The organism is Streptomonospora litoralis (assembly GCF_004323735.1).
GTDB classification, from domain to species: Bacteria; Actinomycetota; Actinomycetes; order Streptosporangiales; family Streptosporangiaceae; genus Streptomonospora; species Streptomonospora litoralis.
In genome coordinates, this window is record NZ_CP036455.1 from 2491222 (window position 1) to 2518086 (window position 26865).

General features: G+C 73.2%; 25 protein-coding genes. 19 read left to right on the forward strand and 6 right to left on the reverse strand.

Going from position 1 to position 26865, the window contains the following annotated elements:
- The first annotated feature begins 70 nt into the window (after positions 1-70).
- The 16 genes from EKD16_RS10795 to EKD16_RS26075 all read left to right on the forward strand — a co-directional run bounded on the left by EKD16_RS10795 (position 71) and on the right by EKD16_RS26075 (position 15211).
- Positions 71-1786 carry a CTP synthase gene (locus EKD16_RS10795; protein ID WP_131098266.1) on the forward strand — a complete coding sequence of 572 codons (1716 nt, stop codon included), beginning with the start codon at positions 71-73 and terminating at the stop codon, positions 1784-1786.
- Positions 1783-2448: an NUDIX domain-containing protein gene (locus EKD16_RS10800; RefSeq protein WP_131098267.1), complete on the forward strand. Its 666-nt coding sequence runs from the start codon at positions 1783-1785 to the stop codon at positions 2446-2448. The genes EKD16_RS10795 and EKD16_RS10800 overlap by 4 nt, the downstream gene beginning before the upstream one ends.
- 191 nt (positions 2449-2639) lie before the next feature.
- On the forward strand, positions 2640-3704 hold the full coding sequence (locus EKD16_RS10805; protein WP_131098268.1) for a site-specific tyrosine recombinase XerD: 1065 nt from the start codon (positions 2640-2642) through the stop codon (positions 3702-3704).
- 204 nt (positions 3705-3908) lie between these two features.
- The gene (locus EKD16_RS10810) at positions 3909-4868 is read left to right on the forward strand and encodes a ParA family protein (protein ID WP_131098269.1); all 960 of its coding nucleotides are present in this window, start codon (positions 3909-3911) and stop codon (positions 4866-4868) included.
- Complete coding sequence (locus tag EKD16_RS10815) at positions 4841-5269, forward strand: hypothetical protein (RefSeq protein WP_207391498.1); 429 nt, start codon at positions 4841-4843, stop codon at positions 5267-5269. The genes EKD16_RS10810 and EKD16_RS10815 overlap by 28 nt, the downstream gene beginning before the upstream one ends.
- Positions 5270-5332: 63 nt before the next feature.
- Positions 5333-6160: a segregation and condensation protein A gene (locus tag EKD16_RS10820; protein WP_131098270.1), complete on the forward strand. Its 828-nt coding sequence runs from the start codon at positions 5333-5335 to the stop codon at positions 6158-6160.
- Between the two features lie 80 nt (positions 6161-6240).
- Positions 6241-6783, forward strand: coding sequence for an SMC-Scp complex subunit ScpB (scpB, locus tag EKD16_RS10825; protein WP_242677413.1), 543 nt, complete (start codon positions 6241-6243; stop codon positions 6781-6783).
- Positions 6767-8269 (forward strand): pseudouridine synthase, encoded by a 1503-nt coding sequence (locus EKD16_RS10830; protein WP_131098271.1) that lies wholly within the window; start codon positions 6767-6769, stop codon positions 8267-8269. Before scpB ends, EKD16_RS10830 begins: the two co-directional genes overlap by 17 nt.
- 75 nt (positions 8270-8344) lie before the next feature.
- Positions 8345-8707: a chorismate mutase gene (aroH, locus tag EKD16_RS10835; protein WP_131098272.1), complete on the forward strand. Its 363-nt coding sequence runs from the start codon at positions 8345-8347 to the stop codon at positions 8705-8707.
- 504 nt (positions 8708-9211) lie between these two features.
- Positions 9212-10312: a prephenate dehydrogenase gene (locus tag EKD16_RS10840; RefSeq protein WP_131098273.1), complete on the forward strand. Its 1101-nt coding sequence runs from the start codon at positions 9212-9214 to the stop codon at positions 10310-10312.
- A 179-nt stretch (positions 10313-10491) separates the two neighbouring features.
- Positions 10492-11217 carry a (d)CMP kinase gene (gene cmk, locus EKD16_RS10845; protein WP_165498546.1) on the forward strand — a complete coding sequence of 242 codons (726 nt, stop codon included), beginning with the start codon at positions 10492-10494 and terminating at the stop codon, positions 11215-11217.
- Positions 11218-11497: 280 nt separating this feature from the next.
- The gene (gene der, locus EKD16_RS10850; protein WP_131098275.1) at positions 11498-12925 is read left to right on the forward strand and encodes a ribosome biogenesis GTPase Der; all 1428 of its coding nucleotides are present in this window, start codon (positions 11498-11500) and stop codon (positions 12923-12925) included.
- A 314-nt stretch (positions 12926-13239) separates the two neighbouring features.
- Complete coding sequence (locus EKD16_RS10855; RefSeq protein WP_242677330.1) at positions 13240-14136, forward strand: LLM class flavin-dependent oxidoreductase; 897 nt, start codon at positions 13240-13242, stop codon at positions 14134-14136.
- Between the two features lie 70 nt (positions 14137-14206).
- A complete protein-coding gene (locus tag EKD16_RS10860) occupies positions 14207-14506 on the forward strand; it encodes a GNAT family N-acetyltransferase (protein ID WP_131098277.1) in 300 nt (99 codons plus the stop codon).
- Positions 14507-14577: 71 nt separating this feature from the next.
- Entirely contained in the window at positions 14578-15051 is a 474-nt protein-coding gene (locus EKD16_RS10865) for an isochorismatase family protein (protein WP_131098278.1), read from the forward strand.
- Entirely contained in the window at positions 15011-15211 is a 201-nt protein-coding gene (locus EKD16_RS26075; RefSeq protein WP_242677331.1) for a helix-turn-helix domain-containing protein, read from the forward strand. The genes EKD16_RS10865 and EKD16_RS26075 overlap by 41 nt, the downstream gene beginning before the upstream one ends.
- Positions 15212-15755: 544 nt before the next feature.
- Here EKD16_RS26075 and EKD16_RS10875 read toward each other — a convergent pair.
- A complete protein-coding gene (locus EKD16_RS10875) occupies positions 15756-16442 on the reverse strand; it encodes an HAD family hydrolase (protein WP_165498547.1) in 687 nt (228 codons plus the stop codon).
- 430 nt (positions 16443-16872) lie between these two features.
- Here EKD16_RS10875 and EKD16_RS10880 point away from each other — a divergent pair, with 430 nt between their 5' ends.
- Positions 16873-17205, forward strand: a complete 333-nt coding sequence (locus tag EKD16_RS10880) for a histone-like nucleoid-structuring protein Lsr2 (RefSeq protein ID WP_131098280.1) — start codon at positions 16873-16875, stop codon at positions 17203-17205.
- A gap of 83 nt (positions 17206-17288) precedes the next feature.
- On the opposite strand, the gene EKD16_RS10885 is transcribed toward EKD16_RS10880, so the two are convergent.
- Both EKD16_RS10885 and EKD16_RS10890 read right to left on the reverse strand, forming a co-directional pair.
- Complete coding sequence (locus EKD16_RS10885; RefSeq protein WP_131098281.1) at positions 17289-18119, reverse strand: SAM-dependent methyltransferase; 831 nt, start codon at positions 18117-18119, stop codon at positions 17289-17291.
- A gap of 124 nt (positions 18120-18243) precedes the next feature.
- The gene (locus tag EKD16_RS10890) at positions 18244-18825 is read right to left on the reverse strand and encodes a pyridoxamine 5'-phosphate oxidase family protein (protein ID WP_131098282.1); all 582 of its coding nucleotides are present in this window, start codon (positions 18823-18825) and stop codon (positions 18244-18246) included.
- 305 nt (positions 18826-19130) lie between these two features.
- On the opposite strand from EKD16_RS10890, the gene EKD16_RS10895 reads away from it, so the two are divergent.
- A complete protein-coding gene (locus EKD16_RS10895) occupies positions 19131-22166 on the forward strand; it encodes an NB-ARC domain-containing protein (protein WP_165498548.1) in 3036 nt (1011 codons plus the stop codon).
- A gap of 34 nt (positions 22167-22200) precedes the next feature.
- On the opposite strand, the gene EKD16_RS10900 is transcribed toward EKD16_RS10895, so the two are convergent.
- From EKD16_RS10900 to EKD16_RS10910, 3 genes are all read right to left on the reverse strand, one after another.
- Entirely contained in the window at positions 22201-23205 is a 1005-nt protein-coding gene (locus EKD16_RS10900) for a diacylglycerol/lipid kinase family protein (RefSeq protein WP_242677332.1), read from the reverse strand.
- A 261-nt stretch (positions 23206-23466) separates the two neighbouring features.
- Positions 23467-24588 carry a DNA glycosylase AlkZ-like family protein gene (locus tag EKD16_RS10905; protein ID WP_131098284.1) on the reverse strand — a complete coding sequence of 374 codons (1122 nt, stop codon included), beginning with the start codon at positions 24586-24588 and terminating at the stop codon, positions 23467-23469.
- A gap of 110 nt (positions 24589-24698) precedes the next feature.
- On the reverse strand, positions 24699-25247 hold the full coding sequence (locus EKD16_RS10910; protein WP_131098285.1) for a dihydrofolate reductase family protein: 549 nt from the start codon (positions 25245-25247) through the stop codon (positions 24699-24701).
- A 318-nt stretch (positions 25248-25565) separates the two neighbouring features.
- Between EKD16_RS10910 and EKD16_RS10915 the strand changes: the two genes are divergently transcribed.
- Positions 25566-26864, forward strand: a complete 1299-nt coding sequence (locus tag EKD16_RS10915; RefSeq protein WP_165498549.1) for an extracellular solute-binding protein — start codon at positions 25566-25568, stop codon at positions 26862-26864.
- The last annotated feature ends 1 nt before the right edge of the window (position 26865 follow it).

The following is a 26865-nucleotide window of genomic DNA, read 5'->3' on the forward strand; positions in this document are numbered from 1 at the left end:
GCGCCGGGCACCGCACGGGCCTCCGATCGGAACCGGGCGGCCCGTCGCCGTACAACCACGGGAGCAAGTTTTGGCAACCGCCGCGAGCACCAAACACCTTTTCGTCACGGGCGGGGTCGCCTCCAGCCTCGGAAAGGGCCTCACCGCGTCGAGTCTCGGGCGGCTGCTGAAGTCGCGTGGCCTGCGCGTCACGATGCAGAAGCTCGACCCCTACCTCAACGTCGACCCGGGAACGATGAACCCGTTCCAGCACGGAGAGGTGTTCGTCACCGACGACGGCGCCGAGACCGACCTCGACATCGGCCACTACGAGCGCTTCCTCGACACCGAACTGTCGGCCTCGGCCAACGTCACCACCGGCCAGGTGTACTCCAGCGTCATCGCCAAAGAGCGCCAGGGCGCCTATCTCGGCGACACCGTGCAGGTCATCCCGCACATCACCAACGAGATCAAGGCGCGCATCTACGCCATGGACGCCGCCGACGTCGACGTCGTCATCACCGAGATCGGCGGCACCGTCGGCGACATCGAGTCCCAGCCGTTCCTGGAGGCCGTGCGCCAGATCCGCCACGAGATCGGCCGCGACAACTGCTTCTTCCTGCACGTCTCGCTGCTGCCGTTCCTGGGCCCCTCGGGTGAGCTGAAGACCAAGCCCACCCAGCATTCGGTCGCCGCCCTGCGCAACATCGGCATCCAGGCCGACGCGATCGTGTGCCGCTCCGACCGGCACATCCCGCAGAGCCTGAAGAGCAAGATCAGCCTGATGTGCGACGTCGACGAGGGCGGCGTGGTCTCCACCCCCGACGCCCCGTCCATCTACGACATCCCCAAGGTGCTGCACCGCGAAGGTCTGGACGCCTTCGTGGTGCGCCGCCTCGGCCTGGCGTTCCGCGACGTCGACTGGACCGAGTGGGACAACCTGCTGCGCCGGGTGCACCAGCCCGACCGCGAAGTCACCGTCGCGCTGGTGGGCAAGTACATCGACCTGCCCGACGCCTACCTGTCGGTCACCGAGGCGCTGCGGGCCGGCGGCTTCGCCGAGAACACCCGCGTGGACCTGCGCTGGGTCGCCAGCGACGACTGCGACACCCCCGAGGGTGCCGAACGGGAGCTGGGCGGTGCCGACGGCGTGCTCATCCCCGGCGGCTTCGGCGTGCGCGGCATCGAGGGCAAGCTCGGCGCGATCCGCTACGCGCGCGAGAACCGGATCCCCCTGCTGGGCATCTGCCTGGGCCTGCAGTGCATGGTCATCGAGTACGCCCGCAACGCCGCCGGGCTCAAGGGCGCCAACAGCGCGGAGTTCGACGACAAGGCCGAGCACCCGGTGATCTCCACGATGGCCGACCAGACCGACGTCGTCGCCGGCGAGCGCGACATGGGCGGCACCATGCGCCTGGGGCTGTACCCGGCGCAGCTGGCCGAGGGCTCCATCGCCCGCGGCCTCTACGGCGAGGCGAGCGCCGCAGAGCGCCACCGGCACCGCTACGAGGTGAGCAACGCCTACCGCGGCCGCCTCGAAAAGGCCGGGATGGTCTTCTCCGGGCTCTCACCCGACGGCAGACTCGTGGAGTACGTCGAGCTGCCCCGCGATACGCACCCGTTCTACATCGCCACTCAGGCCCACCCCGAGCTGCGTTCGCGCCCCACCCGCGCCAACCCCCTCTTCCGCGGCCTGATCTCGGCGGCGCTGGACCACGCCGCGGGGGCGGCCGTCGGCGACACCGGCGCCGTGCTGGAGGCCGACGCCGCGCCGACCGCTCCCGCCGACACCGCCGAGCCGGCATGAGCGCGCAGCCGGGCCGCGGGGAGCCCACTCCCTTCCAGGCCGACTCCGCAGGCGCGGTCGCCGACGCGGCCGAGAGCTGGCAGGTCGAGCGCAGCGTCGAGGGCTACCGCGGCGCCAAGACCGTCACCCGCGTCGATCACGTGCACATGCCGGGCGGCGACGGCGGCGAGGTGGCCGCACGGGAGTACCTCGACCACCCCGGAGCCGTGGCCGCGCTCGCCTTGGACGAGCACGAGCGCGTGCTCATGCTCAGGCAGTACCGCCATCCGGTGCGGCACCGGCTGTGGGAGCTGCCCGCCGGTGTGCGCGACGAGGAGGGCGAGCCGCCCGTGGCCACCGCGCAGCGGGAACTGCGCGAGGAGGCCGGGTTCCGCGCCGACCGGTGGTACGAGCTGGCCGACTTCTTTCCCTCGCCGGGCTTCTCCAGCGAGCGCATCCAGGTCTTTTTGGGGCGCGGCCTGACCCGGTTGGAGGGCGACGAGATCGGCTTCGACCGCGTCCACGAGGAGACCGACATGGTGCTGCGGTGGGTGCCGCTGGAGGAGGCGGTGGCCGCCGCACTCTCCGGCCGGCTGCACAACGGCGCCGCGGTGGTCGGCATCCTCGCGGCCGCCGGCGCCGCCCGCGAGTCGTTCGCGTCGCTGCGCCCGGCCGGCGTCTGAACGCGGGCGGCGGCGCGGCCGGGGCGACCCGGGGCGGGCGGCCCCCGCCCCGGGTCGCCGTCCCGCTTCCCGTCCGATATCCGGCGCGGTGTCCGAGTCGGCGCGCTCGTGCGGGTTGTCGCCGGTGTGGTGGTCGCACGCGTTGCGGGCGGTATCGCCGTGTCGGGGATGCGATGTCGGCGGTGTGTGGCATGATCGCCCCGACTCTGCCCACGCGCGGAAGGCGGGTGATCGCGACGGTGCCCCCACAGCACGACACCCCCCGCGCGCAGCCGCCGCCCGCGCTGGAGTCGGCGCTCGGCGGCTACCTGGACCACCTCGCGGTCGAGCGTGGCCTGGCGGCCAACACACTGTCCTCCTACCGCCGCGACCTCCGCCGCTACCTGGACTTCGTGGCCGGGCGGGGGGTGGACGCGCTGCGCGAGGTCTCCCAGGCCGACGTCACCGAATTCCTCCGGCGGCTGCGCGAGGGCGACGACTCCCACCCGCCGCTGAACGGCAACTCCGCCGGCCGGGCCGTGGTGGCCGTGCGCGGCCTCCACCGCTTCGCGCTCCGCGAGGGGCTGGCCGACACCGACCCCGCGAGTGGAGTCCGCCCGCCCACGCCGCCCCGGCGGCTGCCCAAGGCGGTGTCGCTGGAGGCCATCGAGTCGCTGCTGGGCGCGATCCCCGGCGAGGGCGATCCCCGCGCCGCCCGCGACCGGGCGCTGCTGGAGCTGCTCTACGGCACCGGTGCGCGGATCTCCGAGGCTGTGGGCCTGGACGTCGACGACATCACCCGGCTCGCCCCCGAGCCCTCGCCCGAGGCCGAGGGAGCCGGTGAGGCCGCGGAGGGCGGCGTCTCCGCGGTGCGCTTCCGCGGCAAGGGCGGCAAGGAACGGCTGGTGCCCATCGGGCGGTTCGCCCGCAGCGCCGTGGACGCCTACCTGGTGCGGGCCCGACCCGTGCTAGCGGCGTCGGGGCGCGGCTCGCCGGCGCTGTTCCTCAACGCCCGCGGCGGCCGGCTGACCCGCCAGGGCGCCTGGGCGGTGCTGCGCGCCGCCGCCGATCGGGCCGGCCTCAGCGACGTGTCCCCGCACACGCTGCGCCACTCCTTCGCCACCCACCTGCTCGACGGGGGCGCCGACGTGCGCGTGGTGCAGGAACTGCTCGGCCACGCCTCGGTCACCACAACGCAGGTCTACACCATGGTCACGGTCGACCGGCTGCGCGAGGTCTACGCCGCGAGCCACCCGCGCGCCGAAGCGCCCGGGTGAGTGCGCCGGGCCCGGCAGCCGCCGCGGTCCGAAAGCGGGACCACCACCGGCGTAGAGTGTCGCGTTGAATCATTGTGCGCGGACGTTCTAGAGTCGCGGCACGACGGTTGGTTGCTGTCGACATATTGAGTTTTTCCGACGGCAGGCCGACCGCAGGGCGGGACTTCGCCCGGCGGCGGCCGGTCCGTAGGGAGGTCAAGGGTTGTGAGCTGGTCGGAGTACGACGACGCGGCGCCGAAGGGCCCCGTCGACGAGGGCATGCCGGACTCCCCGGCGAGCAACCCATGGGGGGAAACGCGCAGCACGGGGGCCGAACTGCAATCGAACAGACCCAAGCCGGACTATCCCGAGCCGGAGCCGCTCGACAGCCACGGTCCGGCACGTATCGTAGCACTGTGTAACCAGAAGGGCGGGGTCGGTAAGACCACGACCACGATCAACCTCGGCGCGGCCATAGCCGAGTTCGGCAGACGGGTGCTGCTCGTCGACTTCGACCCGCAGGGGGCGCTGTCGGTGGGCCTGGGGCGGCTCGATCCGCGCGAGCTCGACCTGACCGTCTACAACCTGCTCATGCAGCGCGACGTCGGTGTCGAGGACGTGCTGCTCAAGACCGACATCGACGGTCTCGACCTGATTCCGAGCAACATCGACCTGTCCGCGGCCGAAGTGCAGCTGGTGGGGGAGGTCGCACGGGAGCAGATGCTCGCGCGCGCCCTGCGCCCGGTCGTCCAGGACTACGACGTCGTGCTCATCGACTGCCAGCCCTCGCTGGGGCTGCTCACGGTCAACGCGCTCACCGCGGCCGACGGGGTCGTCGTCCCGCTGGAGTGCGAGTTCTTCGCACTGCGCGGTGTCGCGCTGCTCATGGACACCATCCAGAAGGTCCAGGAACGACTCAACGAGGACCTGGTCATCGACGGGTTCCTGGGCACCATGTACGACCCTCGCACGCTGCACGCGCGCGAGGTGCTCGCCACCATCATCGACGGCTTCGGCGACAAGGTCTACGGCACCGTCATCAACCGCACCATCCGCTTCCCCGACGCCACCGTGGCGGGGGAGCCCATAACGCGGTTCGACTCCTCGTCGGCCGGTGCCAACGCATACCGCGACCTGGCAAAGGAGGTGCTGGCCCGGTGGCCAAACAGCGGTCACGACGTGTGACCCTGCCGGGGGCAGACGAGCTGTTCTTCCGCTCCTCCGACCCCGACGAGCCCGAGCCCGCACCCTCCGCAGCCCCGGTCGAGCAGCAGTCGGCCCAGCAGACGGCCGCCCAGCAGCTCGCGACCGGGACACAGGCCGCCGCGCCCGTGCGCGCACCGCAGGCACGCACGGCCGGTTCGCCGCAGCCCAGCGGTCGGCAGCGCCACGACGAGAAGATCACGGTGTACATCTCGGCACCCGAGCTTCTCGCTCTGGAGCAGACCCGGCTGTCGCTGCGGGGCGAGCACGGCCTGGCCGCCGACCGCGGCCGGATCGTGCGGGAGGCCGTCGCGGTGCTCCTCGCCGACTTCGAGGAGCACGGAGAGTCGAGCATGCTCGTACAGCGTCTGAACACCGATTGAAGCGGGCACCGCCGGTGCGGTGCCACTCTGGGAACATGAACCGAACCGAGTCGACCCCGCCGCATGGCAGCTGAAGGCGAAGAGGCCGCCGACGGCGGGTTCCAGGTGCACCTGGAGAACTTCGAGGGACCCTTCGACCTGCTGCTCGGGCTGATCAGCAAGCACAAGCTCGACATCACCGAGGTCTCCCTCTCCCAGGTCACCGACGAGTTCATGGCCTACATCCGGGCCCACGGGGACTCCTGGGACCTGGACCAGGCCAGCCACTTCCTGCTGGTGGCGGCCACGCTGCTGGATCTGAAGGCGGCGCGGCTGCTGCCGCGCGGGGAGATCGAGGACGAGGCCGACCTGGCCCTGCTGGAGGCGCGCGACCTGCTTTTCGCGCGCCTCCTGCAGTACCGCGCCTACAAGCAGGTCGCCGGCGTGCTGGCCGAGCGGCTGGCCTCCCAGGGCCGGCGCTTCCCGCGCGCCGTGCCGCTGGAGCGGCGCTTCGCCGACGCGCGCCCGGACGTCTTCATCAAGCTCGGGCCGCAGGAGTTCGCCATGCTGGCCGCGCGGGTCTTCACGCCCAAGGAGCCGCCGAGCGTCCCGGTCACCCACATCCATCAGACCCGCACCTCGGTGCGCGAGCAGGCCGAGATCGTCGTGCGGGCGCTGCGCGAGAGCGGCACGCTGACCTTCGCCGAGCTGACCGCCGACTGCGCCGGTACCTTCGAGGTCGTGGCGCGGTTCCTGGCGCTGCTGGAGCTCTACCGCGCCGCCGGAGTCAGCTTCGAGCAGCCCGAGCCGCTCGCGGAGCTGACCGTGACCTGGACCGGCAGCGCCGAGGGGGAGGTCGCCGTCTCCGACGAATTCGACCAGGCCAAGCAGAGCAGCGAGGAGAGCACGTGAGCGCGGCAGAGCAGCAGCCACACCACGGCGCGGCGCGGTCGGAGGAGGCCGCGACGCCGCAGCAGCGCGGGGGCGCCGACCTGCGGCGCGATCTGGAGGCGGTGCTGATGGTCGTCGACCAGCCGGTGGCCGAGTACGACCTCGCCCGCGCCTTCGATCGGCCGGTCGACGAGATCGCGGCGGTGCTGGCCGGCCTCTCGCGCGAGTACACCGAGCAGGGGCGGGGATTCGACCTGCGCCAGGTCGCCGAGGGGTGGCGGTTCTACACCCGGCCCGAGTGCGCCGGTATCGTCGAGCACTTCCTCAAGGAGGGCCAGGAGGTCCGGCTCACCCAGGCGGCGCTGGAGACGATGGCGGTGGTGGCCTACCGCCAGCCCGTCTCGCGCGGCCGGGTCTCCGCTGTGCGAGGTGTGAACTGTGACGGCGTTATGCGTACCCTCGTGTTGAGGGGGTTGATCGAGGAGGCCGGGCAGGATCCCGAGTCGGGTGCGCACCTGTTCCGCACCACCACCTACTTCCTGGAGCGGCTCGGCCTGCGCGATCTGGACGAGCTTCCCGACCTCGCCCCTTTCCTGCCTGACGACATCGAAGGTATTGACGACACCGGTGAACACGCCACGTAAGAATTCCCGGTCCCGCGGTGCGCGGGACGCAGACGACCGCCGCGGCGACCGCGGCCGGTCGGCCCCGCGCGGTGAGCGCGGCAACCAGAACGACGACAACACGGGCAAGAACACGCGGCGCGACGGCGGTGCGGCCCGCCGCGGCCAGGGCGGCCGCAGTTCCGCGGGTCGCGGTTCCGCGGGCCGCGGCGGCGGCAGCGGCACCGGCGGCCGCGGTACCGGTGGCGGCCCTAGCGGGCGCGGCACCGGCGGCACCGGCGGGCGCCGCGCCGGCCAGGGCGAGCAGCGGCCGGGTCGTCAGCAGGGCGGCGGCGGCCGGGAGCGCGATCCCGTGCGCCGCGCCGAGTCCTCCCGCGGTGAGCGTTCCACAGGCCGCGGCGGCGCCCCGGACCGCGGCGGCTCCTCCGAGCGCAGCGAGCGGGGCCGCCCCACCGGCGACCGCAAACCCGCCCCCGGCGCACGGGGCGGCGCCCGCGGTGCGGGTCGCGGTGCCGCCGCGGGCTCCCGGGGCGAGGGGCAGCGGTCGGAGCGCTCCTCCTCGCGCGTCTACACCCGGCGCGAGGAAGGCGGAGGTTTCCGCGCCGGCGGCCGCCGCCCCGCCGCGCGCGACTTCCGCGACAGCCGGGTCCCCCGCGGGGGAGGCGCCGCCGAGCGGGACCTCTCGCCGGCCGCCCGCGCCCGGTTGAACACCCTGCGTTCGGAGTACGACCCCGGCGACGAGGAGAGCCCCGGCGACGATCGCGACGCCTACACCGGCGTCGACGGCGGCATCCGCCTGCAGAAGGCGCTGGCCCAGGCGGGTGTGGCCAGCCGCCGCGCCAGCGAGGAGCTGATCGTGGCCGGGCGGGTCACCGTCGACGGCCACACCGTGCGCCGGTTCGGCGCCCGCGTCGACCCCGAGAGCTCCGAGATCCGGGTCGACGGCATGCTCGTGGCCGTATCGCCGGACCGGCGGTACTTCGCCCTGCACAAGCCGCGCGGTGTCGTCAGCACGATGTCGGACCCCGAAGGCCGCCCCACCCTGGCCGACTACACCGGCAATACCGAGGAGCGCCTGTTCCACGTGGGCCGCCTCGACACCGAGACCGAGGGCCTGATCCTGCTCACCAACGACGGCGAGCTGGCCAACCGGCTGACCCACCCCCGCTACGGCGTGGTCAAGACCTACCTCGCGAAGGTCCCCGGACCGTTCCCGCGCGAGGCTCTGCGCGAGGTCCGCGCCGGAGTCGAGCTGGACGACGGCCCGGTGGAGATCGACTCCTTCCGCATCGTGGAGAACGGCGAACCGCAGGCGCTGGTCGAGATCAAGCTGCACGAGGGGCGCAAGCACATCGTCCGCCGGCTGCTGGAGGCCGTCGGCTATCCGGTGACCGACCTCGCCCGCACCCAGATCGGCCCGGTCGGGATCAACAACCTCAAACCCGGCACGATGCGTGCATTGACAGCCGGCGAGGTCAGCGAGCTCTACACTGCCGCAGGGATGTAACCGGCGAGGCGGCTCTGCTTCGAACGGCGCGCGCCGTTCGAAGCAGAGCGCGACGAGGACGAAGGACGGGCGACAGTGGCAGTACGAGCGATCCGGGGCGCAGTTCAGGTCGACGCCGACGAGCGCGAGGCCATCCTGGAGGCCACGGCCGAGCTGGTGACGGAGGTCCTCCAGCGCAACGAGCTGACCGGCGACGACGTGATCAGCGTGCTCTTCACCGCCACGCCCGACCTCACCGCCGAATTCCCGGCGCTGGCGGCGCGCAAGCTCGGCTTCACCGACGTCCCGCTGATGTGCGCCGCGGAGATCGGCGTCCCGCACGCCCTGCCCCGCGTCGTCCGCATCATGGCCCACATCGAGACGGCGAAGCCCCGCGCCGACCTGCACCACGTCTACCTGCGCGGCGCCCAGGCGCTGCGGCTGGACATCGCGCAGTAGGCGGGGCGATGTAGGCGCCGCGCGGCGCGGCCGGGGTCCGCTTGGCGGCCTCGCGGTCTGCCGGGTGGAGGGTGGTCCAAGGCGGCGGCGACGGTGGTGGGGGGCTCGGGTGCACGGTCGCCGGGTCGGGTGCTCGCCGGTGGAAGCCGCGCCGAGCCTGTCTCCAGGGCTGGATCCGGCGCCGAATCCAGCCCTGGAGACAGACTCGATGGGACCGGTGCTACCTATTGCAGGGTTTCGACCGGACAGCGGCCGGAATCCGGCGAAAACCACGCATTAGATGCACCGACCGGACCAGCAAGGCCGCCCACCGGACCCAGCCCTACTTCCTGGTCCCAGCCCCCTTCCCGGCCCGAGTGCCCTACGCTGGAAAGCGGTTCGGCGGGCCGGTGGTGGCGCCGTCGCGTCGTTCGGCCGAAGGCAGGAGACCGGCGCCTGCTGCGTGCGCGCCGGGCAGGTGGCGAGGACGCGCCGCGACAGCGGCAGCAGAGTACAGGGAGCGACGTGGGCAGGATCGAACGCGCCGTGATCGTGGGCGCCGGGCTGATCGGCACCTCGGTCGCACTTGCGCTGCGCGAGCACGGCACCGAGGTCGCCCTCAGCGACCCCGACGCCGCGACCCTGCGGCTGGCCTGCGAGCTGGGCGCCGGATCGCCCCTGGGTGAGGAGGCTCCGGAGCGTCCGGCCGACATCGCCGTGATCGCCGCGCCGCCGTCCGCCGTCGCCGGTGTGCTGCGCGGTGCCCAGGACCGCGGCCTTGCCCACGTCTACACCGACGCCGCCAGCGTCAAGTACCGGGTGGTGGACGCCGCCGAGAACGCCGGCTGCGACCTGGCCACCTTCGTGCCCGGCCACCCGATGGCCGGCGGCGAGCGCAGCGGTCCCAGCGCCGCCCGCGCCGACCTGTTCCTGGGCCGGTCCTGGGCGCTGTGCCCCACCGGCAAGTCCGATTCCCAGGCCGTGGCCGCGGTCCGCGAGCTGATCGCGATGTGCGGGGCCGAGGCGGTCGCCATCGACCCCGCCGCCCATGACCGCGCCGCCGCGCTGGTCTCCCACGGTCCCCACGTCGCCGCGGCCGCCGTCGCCGCCCGCCTGCTGGACGGCGACGACACCGCCCTGTCCCTGGCCGGGCAGGGCGTGCGCGACGTCACCCGCATCGCCGCCGGCGACCCCGGGCTGTGGTGGGAGATCCTCAGCCACAACGGGGGACCGGTCGCCGACGTGCTGGAGACCGTCGCCGCGGACCTGTCCGCCTCCGCCGCCGCACTGCGCGAGGCGGGACCCGCCGGCGCGGGAACCGCCGCACCGGAGGCGGTCGCGGGTCTGCTGGAGCGCGGCGTCCGCGGACGCGGTCGCGTCCCCGGCAAGCACGGTGCGCACCGCGCCCCCGAGTACACCGTGGTGCCGGTGCTCATCCCCGACGAACCCGATTCGCTGGGCCGGCTGTTCCACGCGGCGGGCGAGGCCGGAGTCAACATCGAGGACGTGCGGCTGGACCACTCCATCGGCCTGCCGCTGGGTGTGGCCCAGCTCTCCGTGGTGCCCGAGGCCGCCGAGCGCCTCGCCCGGGTCCTCGGCGAGCGGGGCTACTCGGTGCACGCCTGAGCCCATTCGGGCGGGCGATTCGCCGAAGGAGGCGGAGCTCCGCAGTCGCCCAGGGCCGCGGCACTTTCCGGCGGCGGCGCCGATCGCCGAGGACGCGGCGGTGCCGACCGGGCCGCGGCGCCTGTAGGCTGAACCGTTGAGATGAGATGGAAGCAGCACACTCCGGAGGAGAGCACCACGTGAGCGCGCAGGGCAGCGCCGAGGGAGTCGTCGTGGCCATCGACGGTCCCTCGGGGTCGGGCAAGTCCAGCACGGCCAAGGGCGTGGCCACGGCGCGCGGTCTGTGGTACCTCGACACCGGGGCGATGTACCGGGCGATGACCTGGTGGATGCAGCACCACCGGATCGACGTCGACGACGCGGCCGCCGTCGCCGAGGCGGCCGGACGCCCGGACATCACCATGGGCACCGACCCCGCCGCGCCCACGGTCCACGTGGACGGCAGGGACGTCGCCCGTGAGATCCGCACGCAGGAGGTCACCGCGAAGGTCAGCGCCGTCAGCGCGGTACCGGCCGTGCGCGAGCGGCTCGTCGACGAGCAGCGCGGCACCATCGCGCAGGCGCGGCGCCGGGCCGGGGGCATCGTCGTCGAGGGGCGCGACATCACCACCATCGTCGCCCCCGACGCGTCGGTCAAGATCTACCTGACCGCGAGCGCCGAGGCGCGGGCGCACCGGCGCAGCGGCGAGGTGCAGGGCAGCGACGTGGCCGCGATCCAGGCCGACCTCGCGCGGCGCGACCTCCTCGACTCCAGCCGGGAGGATTCGCCGCTGACCCAGACCGCCGAAGCCCTGGAGTTGGAGACGACCGGCCTGGGGCTCGACGAAGTCGTGGCGATCGTCGTCGCACTGATCGACCGGGCCGTCGCGGCCGCCGAGCAGGCCGAGAGCTCCGCCGCCATCTAGCCGTCGCGGCGGCACGGGGCGGCGGAGCCTCTGCACGCCGAGCACAGCCGGAGCGGGCCGCCCCGGCGGCGGCCCGCGCGGACGCCGCCGGGGCGGCCCCGGCCGGTCGACCGCCGCAGTCGCGCTCGGGCACACGCCCGAGCCGTCGGCTGCGGCAGCACACCGCGCCGCCCGACGGGCGGTGCGAACACCGCCGCGCCCTGACGCGGGCGCGGCCCGCCAATCCGCCCCGCGGCACGCGATCCTGGGCGCGCGGGGCGGCGAAACCGGGAGAAGAGCGATGAGTGAGAACGATCCCGCCGTCGTCGGCGAGCCGACCACCGCCGAGGAAGAGGTCGAGGTCAAGCCCGTGGTCGCCGTGGTCGGGCGGCCCAACGTCGGCAAGTCGTCCCTGGTGAACCGTATCCTCGGGCGTCGCGAGGCCGTCGTCGAGGACGTCCCCGGCGTCACCCGCGACCGCGTCGCCTACGACGCCTCCTGGCAGGAGCGGCAGTTCACCCTGGTCGACACCGGCGGTTGGGAGACCGGGGCGAGCGGGCTGGCCAAAGTGGTCGCCCAGCAGGCCGAGTACGCCGCGCAGACCGCCGACGCCATCGTGTTCGTCGTCGACGCCACGGTGGGCATCACCGACGCCGACGCCGCGGTGGTGCGGGTGCTGCGCCGCACCAGCAAGCCCGTCGTGGTGGCCGCCAACAAGGTCGACGGCGAACGCCAGGAGGCCGACGCCCTGGAGCTGTGGAACCTCGGCGTCGGCGAGCCGTTCCCCGTCAGCGCGCTGCACGGGCGCGGCACCGGCGACATGCTCGACGCCGTGATCGCCGCGCTGCCCCAGGCGCCGAGCGAGGGCGAGGAGGAGCCCGAGTCGGCGCCGCGCCGGATCGCGCTGGTGGGGCGTCCCAACGTGGGCAAGTCCAGCCTGCTGAACCGGCTCGCCGGCGAGGACCGGGTGGTCGTGGACGCCGTCGCCGGGACCACGCGCGACGCCGTCGACGAGGTGATCGAGCTGGGCGGGCGGCCGTGGACCTTCGTCGACACCGCGGGTATCCGCCGCCGCTTCCGCGCGCTGCAGGGCGCCGATTACTACGCGACCGTGCGCACCTCGACCGCGCTGGAGCGCGCCGAGGTGGCCGTCGTACTGATGGACGTCAGCGATCCGCTGGCCGAGCAGGACATCCGCGTGGTCGAGCAGGTCGTCGAGGCGGGGCGCGCGCTGGTGCTGGCGTTCAACAAGTGGGACACGCTCGACGAGGAGCGGCGCTACTACCTGGAGAAGGAGATCGACCGCCAGCTCTCCCGGGTGTCCTGGGCGCCGCGCGTGAACGTCTCCGCCAAGACCGGCCGCCACATGGAGCGGCTGGTGCCGGCGTTGGAGACCAGCCTGGCGGGGTGGGACACCCGCATTCCGACCGGCCGCCTGAACAGCTGGCTGAAGGAGCTGGTGGCCGCCACCCCGCCGCCGGTGCGCGGCGGCAAGCAGCCCAAGATCCTCTTCGCCACCCAGGCCGACGCCCGGCCGCCGCAGTTCGTGCTGTTCACGACGGGGTTCCTGGAGGACAACTACCGCCGCTTCATCGAGCGCCGCCTGCGCGAGGAGTTCGGCTTCGAGGGCAGTCCGATCAAGCTGACGATGCGCATTCGCGAAAAGCAGGGCAAGGGCGGCGGCCGGCGGGCCTCCCGAGGCAGCACCCGCACCGACTGGCGCCGCTGAGGGCCGGTGGCCCCGTGATGCGGAACCAGGGAAGTTCGATGCATATGTATCGTTTTCGGGGGAAGTAAACTTCCATGCCGACGTCCGGCAGGACGGCCCGCGGGGCCCTTCGCCGCACGTCAAGCCGGCCCCGGTGGAGGGGAGGGGCCGCGGGAGGCGCCGCCACGGCGGCGCCTCCTTCGCTTCCCCGGTCGGCACCCGCTTCCGCCGCTGGGGCGGCACGCCGGGCGGCGGGAGCGGGCCCGGACATGGCAGACTCGGCAGCGGCGGCGCCTGCGCGCGCATCCCGAGCACTCGGCGACGGGAGGAGTCCGGTGCCCGACTACGGAAATCCGCTGCGTTTCGGGGTGTTCCCCGCCCCTGACGCGGACAGGCTCGACGAGACCATGGCGACCGTGCGCGCCGCCGAGCACGGCGGACTGGACCTGGTCGGCATCCAGGACCATCCCTACCAGCGCCGCCACCTCGACGCCTGGGCGCTGATGGCCACGATCCTGGCCCGCACGGAGCGCGTCTCCGTCTTCCCCGACGTGGCCAACCTGCCGCTGCGCCCGCCCGCTGTGATGGCCGAAACCGCGGCGAGCCTGGATGTGCTCTCCGGCGGCCGCTTCGAGTTGGGTCTGGGTGCCGGAGCCTTCCGGCAGGCCGTCAGCGCGATGGGCGGTCCCTCGCGGACTCCGCCCGAGGCTGCGGGTGCGCTGGAGGAGGCGGTCGAGGTCATCCGGCTGATGTGGTGGCAGCGCAGTTCCGTGCGCTACGACGGCCGCCACTACCGCCTCGCCGGGGTGAAGCCCGGCCCGCCCCCGGCGCACGACATCGGCATCTGGCTGGGCGTGGGCGGCCCCCGCATGCTCGCCGCCGCGGGGCGCCTGGCCGACGGCTGGGTACCCTCCAGCGCCTACTTCCCGCCGGAGAAGCTGCCCGCCATGGCCGAGCGCATCGACGCCGCCGCCCGCGAGGCCGGGCGCGACCCGGCGGCCGTCCGGCGGATCTACAACGTCATGGGGACCGTCGACGGCAGCGGCGCGGGCAGCTTCCAGGGACCCGCGCACGCCTGGGTCGAGGAGTTCACCCGGCTCGCCGTCGAGGTCGGCATGGACACCTTCGTCTTCGCGCCCGACCAGGGCGGCGCCGCCCAGGTCGAGCGCTTCGCCGCGGAGATCGCCCCCGCCGTGCGTGGGGAGGTCGCCCGTCTGCGGGGTAGTGGGTAGCGGCAGGCGATACCGGCCGCGGGGAAGGCGACGCCCGCCCCGCATTCGTCCCGGACTCCAGGAGGCAGCCATGGACATCGAAGTCGCCGACGCACCCGAGCGCAACCGCTACGAGGCCCGGACCGGCGACGGTGCCGGTGTCGCGGGCTACGTCGACTACCGAATGGCCGACGGCCGCGCGGTGCTCACCCACACCGAGGTCGACTCCGCCTACGAAGGGCAGGGCGTCGGCGGCGCGCTGGTCCGCGGCGCGCTCGACGACGTCCGCGATCGGGGCCTGTCGGTCGATCCGGTCTGCCCCTTCGTCAAGGGATGGATCGACCGCCACCCCGACTATGCGGACCTGGTCGACGAGAGCCGCTCCGGATAGGCGGCCGACTGAGGTGCGCCCGGACGGGGGCGCCGCCGGGGCGCCCCCGCGGGCGTGGCACGACCGCCCCCATGCCCCCGAAACCCGCGCTGCAGCGCACCGCCGTCCTCGCCCTGCACTGGCAGGTGAACACCGTCCGACCCGAAGGCTTCTTCGGCGACCTGCTCAGCACCCCTGTGCGCCGCAGCGGCGCCGTGCACCGTGCTGCCCGCTTCCACGCCGCGGCCCGGGCCGCGGGCGCTCCGGTCGTCTTCACCCGATTCACCGTTCCCGAGGGCGAGGGCGACCTGGCCCGCAACACGGCGTTCATGGAGGCCGTCGGCCGCGCCCAGGAGCGGTTCCGCTCCGATGCCCCGGGAGCCGCGCTGATCGGGGTCTCGCGGTGCAGACCCCCGACGTCAGTCGTGGGGTTAACCGCTTCTATCGAACTCATTTACGATAAACTGAATCGGGTCACGGTCTGCGTGGCAGACCGGACGGACTGTCGAGAGGGGAGGTGTTCCCATGCTGACAGGGCGAAAGTACCGGCTCGCACTGACCGATGAGCAGGCCGCGATGTGCGCCGAGTTCGGCAGCATCTGCCGGGCGGTATGGAACACCGCCCTGGACCAGCGCCGGCAGTACGTCGACCGCTACACCCGCGGCCGACCGGGACCGTTCTGCGGCTACCACCTCCAGGCACGCGAGCTCGCCGAGGCCAAGTAGGACGAGGCATGGCTGGCGGCGGCTCCGTCCCACATCCTCCAGCAGACCTTGAAGGATCTGGACCGGGCCTGCCGCGAGCACGGCACCTTCCGTGTGCGGTGGCGGGCCAAGCACCGGTGGCGGCCCTCGTTCCGGTTCCCCGACGCCCAGCAGATCCGGGTCGAGAATCTGAACCGCAGGTGGGGCCGGGTCAAACTGGCCAAGCTCGGATGGGTGCGGTTGCGCATGTCCCGCGCCCTGGGCGGGACCGTCCGCTCGGCCACCGTTTCCTCTCAGGGCGGCCACTGGTGCGTGTCCTTCCTCGTCGAGGACGGGCACTCCACTCCGGAGGCCCACGCCGCCCCCGACAGCGCGATCGGGGTGGACCGCGGTGTGGCCGTGGCCGCCACCACATCTGAGGGTGACTTCCACGACCGCAGGTTCGCCACTCCGGGCGAGGCGGCCCGCGCCCGGCGGTTGCAGCAGAAGCTCTCCCGCCAGAAGAAGGGCGGTACCAACCGGGCCGGGGCGGGCCGCGCGACCGCGGCCGCTCCCCGCCCGCGGATCAGGCCCGGCCCTCCGCGGCCCCGACCGCCAGCAGTTCGCCGAGCGCGGCCAGCTCCGCCCGGTGCGGCGCGCGGGCCGACGGCAGCGCTCCCGGCGCCAGCAGCAGGCGGCAGCCCGCCCGTTCTGCTGCCAGGGCGCCGCTGGGGGAGTCCTCCACCGCCCACGCCTCGTGGGCCTCCACCGCCAGCAGCCGGGCGGCCAGCAGGTAGGGCTCGGGGTCGGGTTTGCGCCGGGTGACGTCCTCGGCGGTCACCACCGCGTCGAAGGAGTCGCGGCCCAGCGCCTGCAGCGATATCTCCGCGACCCGCCGCGGCGAGGAGGTGACCAGCGCCTGGGGGATCCCGGCCGCCCGCAGCTCCAGCACGGCCTCCAGCGCGCCTGCGAGCACGGGCACACCGGCCTCCAGCAATCCGGCGACCCGTGCGACGATGCGGTCGCGCAGCGCCTCCAGTTCGGCGTCGGTGGCCGCGGTGCCGGTGTGGCGGGCGAGCAGCCGCATGGTCGTCCGGTCGTCGGTGCCGGTGATGGCCTCGCGGACCTCCGCGTCCAGCGGCCGGCCCAGCTCCGCGGCCACCTCGTCGAGGGCCAGCCCCCACAGCGGCTCGGAGTCCACCAGAGTGCCGTCCATGTCCCACAGCACCGCCCGCGGCACCGGGTCTCGGGTCGTCTCGGACGTCAACGCCATGCCTCTCCCATCATCCCACCGATTGCGCGGAACGCGCCGCGCGCGGCGCCGGCCCGCCGGCCCGGGCGCCTCCACCAGCATCCCAGCCGCCGCCGCGGACCCGACGACCGCCTCCCGGCGCCGCGGGTGAGCGGAAGGGCGCCGGCTGCCGGGCGCGTACTACGGGCGGGGCGCGCGTCGCGGCGCCGCCCTGCAGAATAGGGCCCGGGGCGCACCGCTGCGGCGCGTGGTGCGGTGGTGCGGTTGTGCGCCCCGGTGAGCGGGCGACGGGTTCTTCGGCGCCCCTGGGCGGTGAAGCCGGAATAGCCGAAAAGCGAGGGGCAACAAAGGTAAAGTTCTGCCTCTGTTTGGATTCCCCTGCGTTATTTCCTATAGTGGATACCGACGATGCGAATCCGCCAGCGCTGTTTGAGAAGATCGAGGTAACGTCATGTCTCGGAAGGTTGAGGTCCTGCTCGTCGACGACCTGGACGGCGGAACCGCCGACGAGTCCGTCGAGTTCGGCATCGACGGGAAGAGCTACCAGATCGATCTCAGTTCCGCCAACGCGGAACAGCTCCGTGAGGCCCTGTCGCCGTATTTGAGCGGGGCGCGCAAGATCTCGCAGACCAGCCGGAAGATCCAGGGGCGCAAGAAAAGCGCTGGAAGCGGCCGGCGGGCAGCGGAGATCCGCTCCTGGGCGAAGCAGGCAGGCAAGTCGGTAAACGACCGCGGACGTATTCCCGCCGAGATCGTCGCTGAATATGAGGCCGCTCACCGCTGATACCGAAAAGTCCGCTCACTCTGCGAGCGGCCGCGATGACGCGAAGTCTCCGGAGGCGGGCCAGGGCCCGCCTCCGACTTCTTTCAGTTGTTCTTGAGGCCGATTCCGGCCATCCCGAGTTGCTCGCCGGGGGCGAGGTTGTCGGCGCCGACCGGTTCGTCGGGGCGCCACAGCGCCGTATAGGTGACACCGGGTTCGAGGAGGCGGAAATCACCGAAGTGGTACTCGATCTCCTCGGGCGTGCGCGCCCATCCCTCCTCGAGGTTCTCCCGGGTGATCCGCGCCAGTTCCTGCTGGGCCGGCAGTCCGGTGTCCACCAGCGAGGTCAGAAAGAGGTGGCTGCCCGGTGCCAGGGCGTCGCGGTATGCGGTGACCACATCGTCGGCGACGTCGGGGGAGAGGTAGTGCAGCATGCCCACGAGCATCAGCGCGACGGGGCGGTCGAAGTCCAGCAGTCGGCGGGCCTCGGCGTGGCCCAGCACCGCAGCGGGTTCGCGCACGTCCGCGGTGAAGACACCGGTGCGCTCGTTCTCCGCGAGGATCGCCTGCCCGTGCACCGTGACCAGCGGATCGACGTCGACGTAGACCACCCGGGCGTCGGGGTTGTGCGCCTGTGCGACTTCGTGGGTGTTCTGCACGGTCGGCAGCCCGCTGCCGAGGTCGAGGAACTGGTCGACACCGGCCTCGGCCGCCAGATGGCGCACGCCGCGCACCAGGACCTTGCGGTTCTCCAGCGCCGACTCCTTGAGCCCGGGGATGTTCTCGGTCGCGAACTGCGCAAGCTGCCGGTCCGCCGCGTAGTTGTCCTTGCCGCCCAGCAGCGCGTCGTAGGCGCGCGCGATGGTCGGCCTGCTGAAGTCCATGCTGGGCGGCGGCCACCCGGTGTTCGGCGGTCCGCCTCGGTCTTCGGTCATGGTTGTGATCCTCGTGCCGGTGTCGGAGGAAGGGAATGCCGGTCATCGTAGGCCGGTGCGGGCGGATTCGCTCCTGGGGGCGGGAACGCGGGATCCGCGCCCTGCGGCCGGTCTCTGCGACCGCTCAGGCCGAGCGCGGCGGCAGCGGCAGCGGAAGAGCGGGCAGGCCGTCGATGCTCGCGCCGTTGAACTCCTTCGCGGCGCAGTAGTCGCGGAACTCGGCGTCGGACTTGCGGCCGAAGTGCTCGGCGTGCAGCGTGCGGTCCTCGCGGTGGTCCATCAGCGGCACCGCGAACCCGCAGCTGTCGCTGATCCGGTCGGCCTCGACCACGACGACGGCGCGCACGCCCGGACCGTCGGCGTCGTCGAACGCCGCGGCGAACTCGGCGAACTCCGGGTCGTCGCGGAAGACGGGGCGCCCGCGCCCGTGCACCCGCAGCACCTTGGGCGGGCCCGCGAACGCGCACCACATCAGCGTGATGCGGCCGTTCTCGCGCAGGTGGGCCAGTGTTTCGGCGTGGCTGCCGCCGAAGTCCAGGTAGGCCAGCGTGTGCTCGTCGAGCACGGCCAGCGTGCCGGAGCGGCCCTTGGGGGAGAGGTTGACGTGTCCGCTTCCGGACAGCGGCGCCGTGGCGACGAAGAACACCGGTTGCTCGTCGATGAAGCGCCGCAGCCGTTCACCGATCCGGTCGTAGACCTTGCCCATCCCGCCTCCGGTTTCTCACTATTCGAGATAGCTGTCTCGTTTAGTAGGAAGCCTAGAAACCGTGCGGGACGGCGGCAAGCCGATTCCGGCGGGATCCGGCAGCGGTGAAGTGTCGGTGAATTCCGCCGCGCGGCAGGACACCCGGGTGGACAGCCGCCGCGCTGACGCCAACACTTGGTTTCCCGTCGCCGGGGCGCCGGGCCGCGCGGCGCACCCCGGCGTCCGCGCACGAAGGAACAGGAGCATAAAGGGCCCCGATGCCGGTGAACAGAAAGGCGCGGGAGGCCGACCGAGGCGCACTCCGCATGCGTTGGCGGCTGATCCTGCTGCTGGTCGCCATCGGCGGCTGCGCCGGCGTCTTGGCGGTCGTCGGCGATGTCTTCCCCCAGGCCCCCATGGTCACGGTGCTGAGCGCCGGAATGGCCTCCGGCGTGCTCGGCGCCGTCGGCGAGCTCATCCGCATGTGGCGCGACCGCTCCGAGGGCGGCGACCAGCGCGGGATCGCCGCCGGCCGCCCGGCGCCCGCCACCCCGCGGCCGCCGCAGGTCGAGGACGTGCGCCAGGACGTGGAGTTCGCGAGTCCCGTCTTCCTCGGCCGCGAGGAGGCCGTGGAGGAGATCCTGCGCCGGTTCGACCCGCTGGCGCGGCCCGGCGGCCCCGGACGCGCCCCCGGCGCCGCCGGGCGCACGGGTGCCGACAGCGACCGGCCGCGCCCGCTGGCGATCGCCGTCACCGGCGAGCCGGGCATGGGCAAGTCCGAGCTGGCGACGCAGATCGCCGACCGCGTCGAGCGCCACTTCCCCGACGGCAGGCAGCGCTACGAGCTGTTCGGCGCCGCGGGCACCGAGTCGCGCCCGCCCCGCAGGCCCGCGAAGGTCCTGGCCGAACTGCTGCGCAGCATCGGGCATCCGCCGCAGCGCGACGACCTGGACCTGAAGGTGCTGCGCCGGACCTGGCGCACCCTCACCCGCGATCACCGGCTGCTGCTCATCTTCGACGACGCCGAAGACTTCGCCCAGGTGGAACCGCTGCTGCCCGGCGGCGAACGCTGCGCGGTGCTGATCACCAGCACCGACAGCCTCGCCGACGGTTCCATGCATCTGCACCGCCACCCACTCGCCCCACTCGCCGAGGAGGCGGGCGTGCGGCTGCTGCGGTCCGCCGACGAGAGCGCCGCCGCGGACTCCGAGCCGCAGACCCGGACCGCACTCGCCGACATCGTCGCCGAGTGCGGCGGCCGCCCGCTCACCCTCGTGCTGTGCCGCCGGGTCCTGCAGGACGGCCTGAGCACCCGCCAACTGCTGGAGGAACTGCGCAAGGACGGCGGCGAGAGCCTGTTCACCGACCGCAGCGTGGCCACCGTCTTCCGGCTCCTCTTCCGCGCCCGGCCCGCCGACGAGCAGCTGCTGCTGGGACGCCTGGCCAAGAGCGGCCTGACCTCGCTCGCCCCGTGGGCCGCCGCCGCGTTGCTGCGCACCTCGGTGTCGGAGGCGGGCCGGCTGCTGGAATCGCTGCACAACCGCAGCCTGCTGCGCCGGGTTCCCAGCGGCGACGACGCCCTGCGCTACCGCACCGTGAAGGAGCTCGACTCCGTGCTGTTGCGCAGCACCCCTCGCGAACTGGGCGTCGCGGCGCTGGAGAGGCCGCGCTGGTCGGCGGCCGCCACCACCCGCGCCACCGACCGGCTGCTCGCCGCCTGCGCCTGGCTCGCCGAGCGGGCCGCGATCTCCCGCGCCCCCGAGGAGTGGGGCTTCACCGAGCCGGCCCTGCCCGCGCCCGCCCCCGACCCCCGATTGGGCCTGCGCCTCAGCGAGCACCCCGGCGCCTGGTTCGCCGCGGAACGCCGGCAGATCCAGGCGTGTCTGAAGCTGTCCCACAGCACCGCGCCGCTCGCCGTGGAATGGCGGCTGCAGCGGGCCCTGGCCGCCCACTGCCGCACCGGCCGCGTGTACTGGGCCGACTGGCGCGACGCGCTCGACCGCAGCCTGGAGTTGGCCCGCCTCATGGGCGAGCGGCAGGCCCGCGGCATCTGCCTGCTGGAACGCGCCGAACTGGCGGGAAACGAGGCCAGGCACACCGACGCGGTCAGCCTGGCCCGCCGGGCCCGGGCGGAGCTGGCCGCAAGCGACGAGCGCTGGCAGGCACGGGCCGCGCGGGCGATCGGCGTCAACCTCTACCGCATGGGCCAGCGAGACACCAGCGAGGGCGAGCTGCGCGCCGCCGCAGCCGTCTTCGAACGCCGCGGGGAACAGTGGTGGCACGCCCGCACCCGGTGCAACCTCGGCGAGCTCAACCGCTTCCGCGGCGACTTCGAGCAGGCCTACGCCCTGCTCACCGGCGCTCGCACGGACTTCGAGCGGCTCGGCGACGCCGAGCAGGCGGCCAAGGCCGGGCTCCTGCTCGGCGAGGTGCTCGGCCACCTCAAGCGCGACCTGGAGGCGTGGCTGACGCTGCGCGGCGTCCTCGACGCGCTGGTCGCGTCCGGCAGCCCCGGCTGGTACCGCGCCCGCTGCCTGCGCGCCATGGGGCGGCTGGACAACTCGCGGCTATGGCTCCAGTACGACGACTGCGACCTGGTGCTCTCCCCCGAGCGGCGCAGGGAGCTGGCCCGCCGGCGCACGGACTTCTTCTTCCGCAAAACGCTGGGCAGATACGACGACCGGGATCTGCTCGCCCGCGTCGCCCGCGCGTGGCACGAGTCCAACAAGGCCGCGGTCGAGGGCGTACTCGGTGAGAAGCACGCCGCAGAATGCACCGCCGGCTGGGCGGATCGCCGCCCTCTGTGGTCCGGTGAGAGCGCCCGGCGGCTGCGCGCCGACAAGGACGGGTGGACGCCCGAGGCCGGCGTCGCCCGTGTCGAGGAGGCTCACGAGCTGCTCGTCGATGCCGGTGACGAATGGGGCGGCTTCCGCACCCTGCTGGTGCTCGGCGAGCTGCGGATGAAGACCGATCCCGGCGCAGGGCGCCGGGACATGGAGGAGGCGGCCGAGGGGTTCGGCCGACTCGGCAACACCTGGTGGCAGGCGCGTGCCTGGCGCCACACCGCCGACGCGCTGTACCGCGCCAACGCCACCGACGAGGCCGAGCGCAAGGCCCGGCTCGCCAAGGACGGCTACCAGCGGCTCAGCAACCTCTCCGGGCGGCTGCGCGCCCAGCTGCAGCTGGGCTGGATCCTGTTCAAGCAGGGCGAGCACCGGGCGGCGCTGGACGAACTGAACGATGCGCAGGCCGGAGCGCAGCGCGGCCGGGCGGCGGGTATCGTGCCGGAGACCCTGGCCAAGGAGGTGGAGGACGCCCGCAACCGCGTGCTCGGCGAGGAGTACCCGCTGGCCGGCCGTTAGCGGCCCGGGTGCGCCGCGCCGGGCGCCGCCTCGGCTACGCGGTGTGGTCCTGCGGCCGAACCGGCACCAGGAACCGCCACGCCGCCGGCAGCACGTGCCAGGTCCGCCCGGTGACGTTGTCCTTGAGTTCGCCGTCCGTGCTGGCCGAGCAGCGTTCGCCGGTGACGGTGACGCGGTGCACCTCGCGGTGGTAGACGTCCACCTCCAGGGGGTGGGTGCCGCGGTGCAGGCGCACGGCGTGCACCGCGCGCTTGGTGAATCCGCGCGAGCGCGAGACCACCAGGTGGATCAGCCCGTTGTCGAGCTCGGCGCCGGGGGCGAGCCGGGCCGCGCCGCCGCCGACGAAGCGCCCGTTGGCCAGGCCCACCCCGAGCACCTTGTGGTTGGTGTCGATCAGGATCTCGCCGTCGGCCTCCACCCGCAGCCGGTAGCCCTGCGCCGCCACCCCGGCGATCAGCCCGCCCACCGGGAAGCTCACCGGGCCCAGCAGCCGCTTCCAGTGCGAGGCCGCGCGCGTGCTGTCGGCGCCGACGCCGAGGTGCACCGCGTTGACGGTGATCTCGCCCGCGTTGTCGGCGATCAGGTCCAGCGGCCGCGGCTGCGCCTCGCGCAGGGCCGCAGCCGCCTCCATGGGGGCCAGCGGCATGCCGAGGGTGCGGGCGAAGTCGTTGCCGGTTCCCATCGGCAGCAGACCCACGGTGCGCTCGCCGAGCTCGCCGCGCCGGTACAGCGCGTTGGCCACCGCGTGCAGGCTGCCGTCGCCGCCGGCGACGATCAGCGTCTCATGGCCCTCCGCGCTGTCGAGGGTCTTCTCCAGCTCGTCGGGGCTGGAGCAGAAGGCCAGTTCGGCGTCGGGCCCCAGTTCGGCGGCCACCTCGTGCAGCCGGCTCGCCTCGGCGCTGCCGGCCTCGGTGTTGGTGAGGATGAGAATGATGGCGCTCCGTTCATTCCGGCGCGCCCACGGAAGGGGTGCGCGCTCCGGCTGCGAAACCGGTCGACCCGAGCGGGCGGGGACGGGACCGAGGCCCCTATCCTGCATTGTCGGTCATGGCCGGCCATGCTCGGGCATACGCGAATCCGCTCGGGCGAACGGTCCGCGCTGGGGGGAGTCCGCGGCCGGCGGGACGCCTGCCGCCAGGCGGCGCCGCCTACCCGTGCGCCGGTATCCGCACGGGCTCCGAAAGACCACGGTATCGTTCCCACCGCGCTGGTCGGCCGCCGCCTTCGGGGGCTTGAGCGGAGGCGGCGGCGCCGGGTTCCGCGGGCCGCACACGCGGGGCGGTGCCGCGCCGACGCGTGTTCACGGGGCCGGTTCGACGATCCGCAGCCCACCTCCACCGCCCGCCGGGGCGAGGCGGGCGGCCTCGGCCTCCAGCGCGGCGCGCTCGGGCGGCTCGGCGCCGGGGAAGAGGCGTACCCGCAGCTCGTCGTCGACCGTTTCCCACACCCCGGCGATGCGGCCTCCGGCGACCACCACCGGCGAGATCCAGCCCGCCTGGCGGCTGACCTGGGCGCGGTGCTGTGCGTCGAGCATCCCGGTGTCCTTGGTGCCCGGCCCCAGCACGTACTGGTCGAACGCGCCCAGCAGCCGCACCGCGCGGCTGGGGCGCGCGGCCGCCAGTTCGTCGGCGTCCTCGGCGCGGATGTAGGCGCGGCGCCCCTCCACCTCCACCGCCGCCAGCCGGTCGCCGAGGGCGGCGAACAGGGAACGCAGCATCGGTTTGCGCATAGTGCCGCCCGAGAGCCAGGCGTCGAAGGCTTCGGGTGTGGCCGGCCCGTAGGCGCCCAGGTACGCCGGGATCGCCGCTGCCGCCGCCTCCTCCGTCTCCGGTAGCCCCTGCCACCGGTCCCCGGTCGCTGCGGAGGGCCGGGTGAACGTCGCCCGGCCGCCGCGAGCCGGGCCGTGGCAGAGCACGCCCTGCCAGGCCAGCGGTTTGAGCAGCGCGCCCCACCCCGAGCGCAGCTGCTTCTCCAGATGCGCGAAGCGGCGGTCGGCTACCAGGCCGGCGACCAGTTCGTCACGGGTGAGGACTTCGTTCCCCAGCAGCTCGCCTACCGCCTCGGCCAGCTCCGCGACCTCGCCGGGGCTCACGCCGAACGCCCGCTGCCAAGCGGGCTTCTCCCAGGTGCGTGTCGCGGCCAGCAGCGCCAGGAACGCGCCGGCCTCCCCGGCGGGCAGCACGTGCAGGGTGCCGCGCATCGCCCAGACTTTGACCAGTTCACCCGCAGCCAGTGCGCGCTCGACGGCACCGGGCCGCGGGCGGCTGCTCCGGACGGCCACCGCGGTCTCGGCGGCGGACGCCACCTGCGCCTGCACCCCGCACAGCCGGCCGACGATCTCGACCGCACCGCCCCGGGCCCGCGGCTGTAGAAACTGCCGCCGCAGCCGCCAGGCGTGCACCTGCTCCCGCTCGATCCGCATCCCCGCTCCACCGCCCTCTCCACCCCGAACCGCAGCCGGTCCGCGGACCCAAGCCTGCCACCGCCGCCGCGCGTGCGGCTACGGTTGGGCGGAGACCGGCGGCAGCGGTGTCAGTCGGCGGCCGGAACGTAGGTCAGACCGAGGATGCCGTTGTCGAGCCGCTTGACGTCGACCAGGTCGAAGTCGGTGGTCGGGATCCCGTCGTAAAGCCGTTCACCGCTGCCGGCAATGACGGGGAACAGCCAGAACAGGTATTCGTCCACGAGCCGGTGCTCGAGCAGGGTCCGGCTGAACGAACCGCCGGTGCCGACTTTGAGGATGTCGCCGCCCGGCTGCTTCTTCAGGTCGCGCACGGCGCTGACGGCGTCGTCACCGAGCAGGGCCGCGTTCCACTCCACGTCGGTAAGGGTGCGCGAGGCCACGTGCTTGGGGACGGTGTTCATCCGCACGGCGTAGTCGCCGAACTCCTCCTCCAGGGCGGGCCACACTTGCGCGTGGTTCTCATAGCTGACCCGGCCGTAGAGGAGCGCGTCGACGGAGAAGAGCAAGTCCCGCGACCACTGCCCGAACTCGCCTGCCCACCGCGTGGGAAGCCAGTTCTGCGGGGTGCTGACCTGGCCGTCCATGGTCACCACGGCCTGCTCGATGATCTTGCGCATCGCGGCTCCTTCTTCTCCGTGCTCGCGCACGGGTCGGCGTTTCGTGGGGAGACCGGTCGGACGGGCGGAACTCATCGGAGTTCGGGTGTGGTTTCGGGGCGGTGGCACCGTGCCGGGTCCCTGCTGGTGCCCCATGGGGCCGTGTGCCCGCCGGTCCACTCTCTGTGCCGCATAGCCGACCACGTGTTGTGCACTACACAATCTTGCGACTGCTCCCTTCAGCCGGGCGGACGCGCCTGCCTAAGTTCTGGGGATCGGTACAGGCCGGTATAGACCGCCGCGTACCGACCTCGTCGTCCCCCAGGCCAAGGAGTGCTGATGCCGTACCGCCGCCCGGCCCGCGCCGGCGCCCTGCTCGGGCTCGCCGTGCTGCTGGCCGCCTGCGCACCCGCCCAGACCGACACCTCCGGCGCCGGTGCCGACAAGAGGGAAGGCACCCTGCGCGTCTGGCTGTTCTCCGAAGTGGACCAGGAACCCAAGGAGCAGGTGGTCGGCGACGCCGTCGCCGAGTTCGAGGCCGCGCACGACGGCGTCACCGTCGACGTCCAGTACATCCCCGTGGACTCCCGCGCCGAGCGCTTCCAGGGCGCGTTCAACGACCCCTCCTCCGCCCCCGACGTCGCCGAGTACGGCAACACCGACCTGGCCGGATACGTCGAAGCCGGCGGGTTCGCCGACATCTCCGAAGAGCTCGCCGGCTGGGACGCCTACAGCGGCATCTCCGACGACGTCGCCGCCACCGCGCAGGTAGGAAACGGTACCTACGGCGTGCCGTGGTTCCTCGGGGTGCGCGCCCTGTTCTACCGCACCGACGTCTTCGCCGACCTCGGCATCGACACTCCCCAGACGCTGCAGGAGGTCGTCGAGGCGGGGCAGACCGTGCGCGAGGAGAAGCCCGACATGCTCGGCCTCTCCAGCGGCGGCGCCTACACCTACGGCTTCCTGCCCTTCGTCTGGGCGCACGGCGGCGCGATCGCCGAGCAGGAGGGCGACTCCTACACCGCCGCGATCGACTCGGCCGAGTCGAAGGCCGGGCTGGAGCTCTACTCCGAGGTGCTTTCGCCGCAGAACTGCCCGCCGCAGACCTGCGCGCAGATGACCGGCAACGAAAGCGTGCAGAACTTCATCGCCGGCGAGGCGGCCATGACCATCGGCGGCAACTTCAACATGAACGCGGTCGAGGACAGCGACGTCGCCGAGGACACCGCCGTCGTCCCGCTGCCGGGCACCGAGCCCGGCTCGGTCGCCCCGGCCTTCGCGGGCGGCAACAACCTCGGCGTGCTCTCCGGAACCGACCACCGCACCCTGTCGGTGGAGTTCGTCAAGCTGCTGGCCGGCAAGAAGTACCAGCAGCGGATGTACGAGGCGATGGGCAACCTGCCCACGCTCAGCGGCGTGCAGAGCGACGTCGCCGCTGCGGACGAGGACGTGGCCCCGTTCATCGAGACGCTGGACGCGGGCACCCGCTTCGTCCCCGTGACCGGTGCCTGGGCGAGCATCGACGCCGAGGGCGTGCTGCCCACCATGGTCCAGCGGGTCGCCTCCGGCGACGCGTCGGTCGAGACGGCCGCCGGCGACGCCGCGGCATCCCTCGACGAGGCGTTCAGCGGGGAGTGAC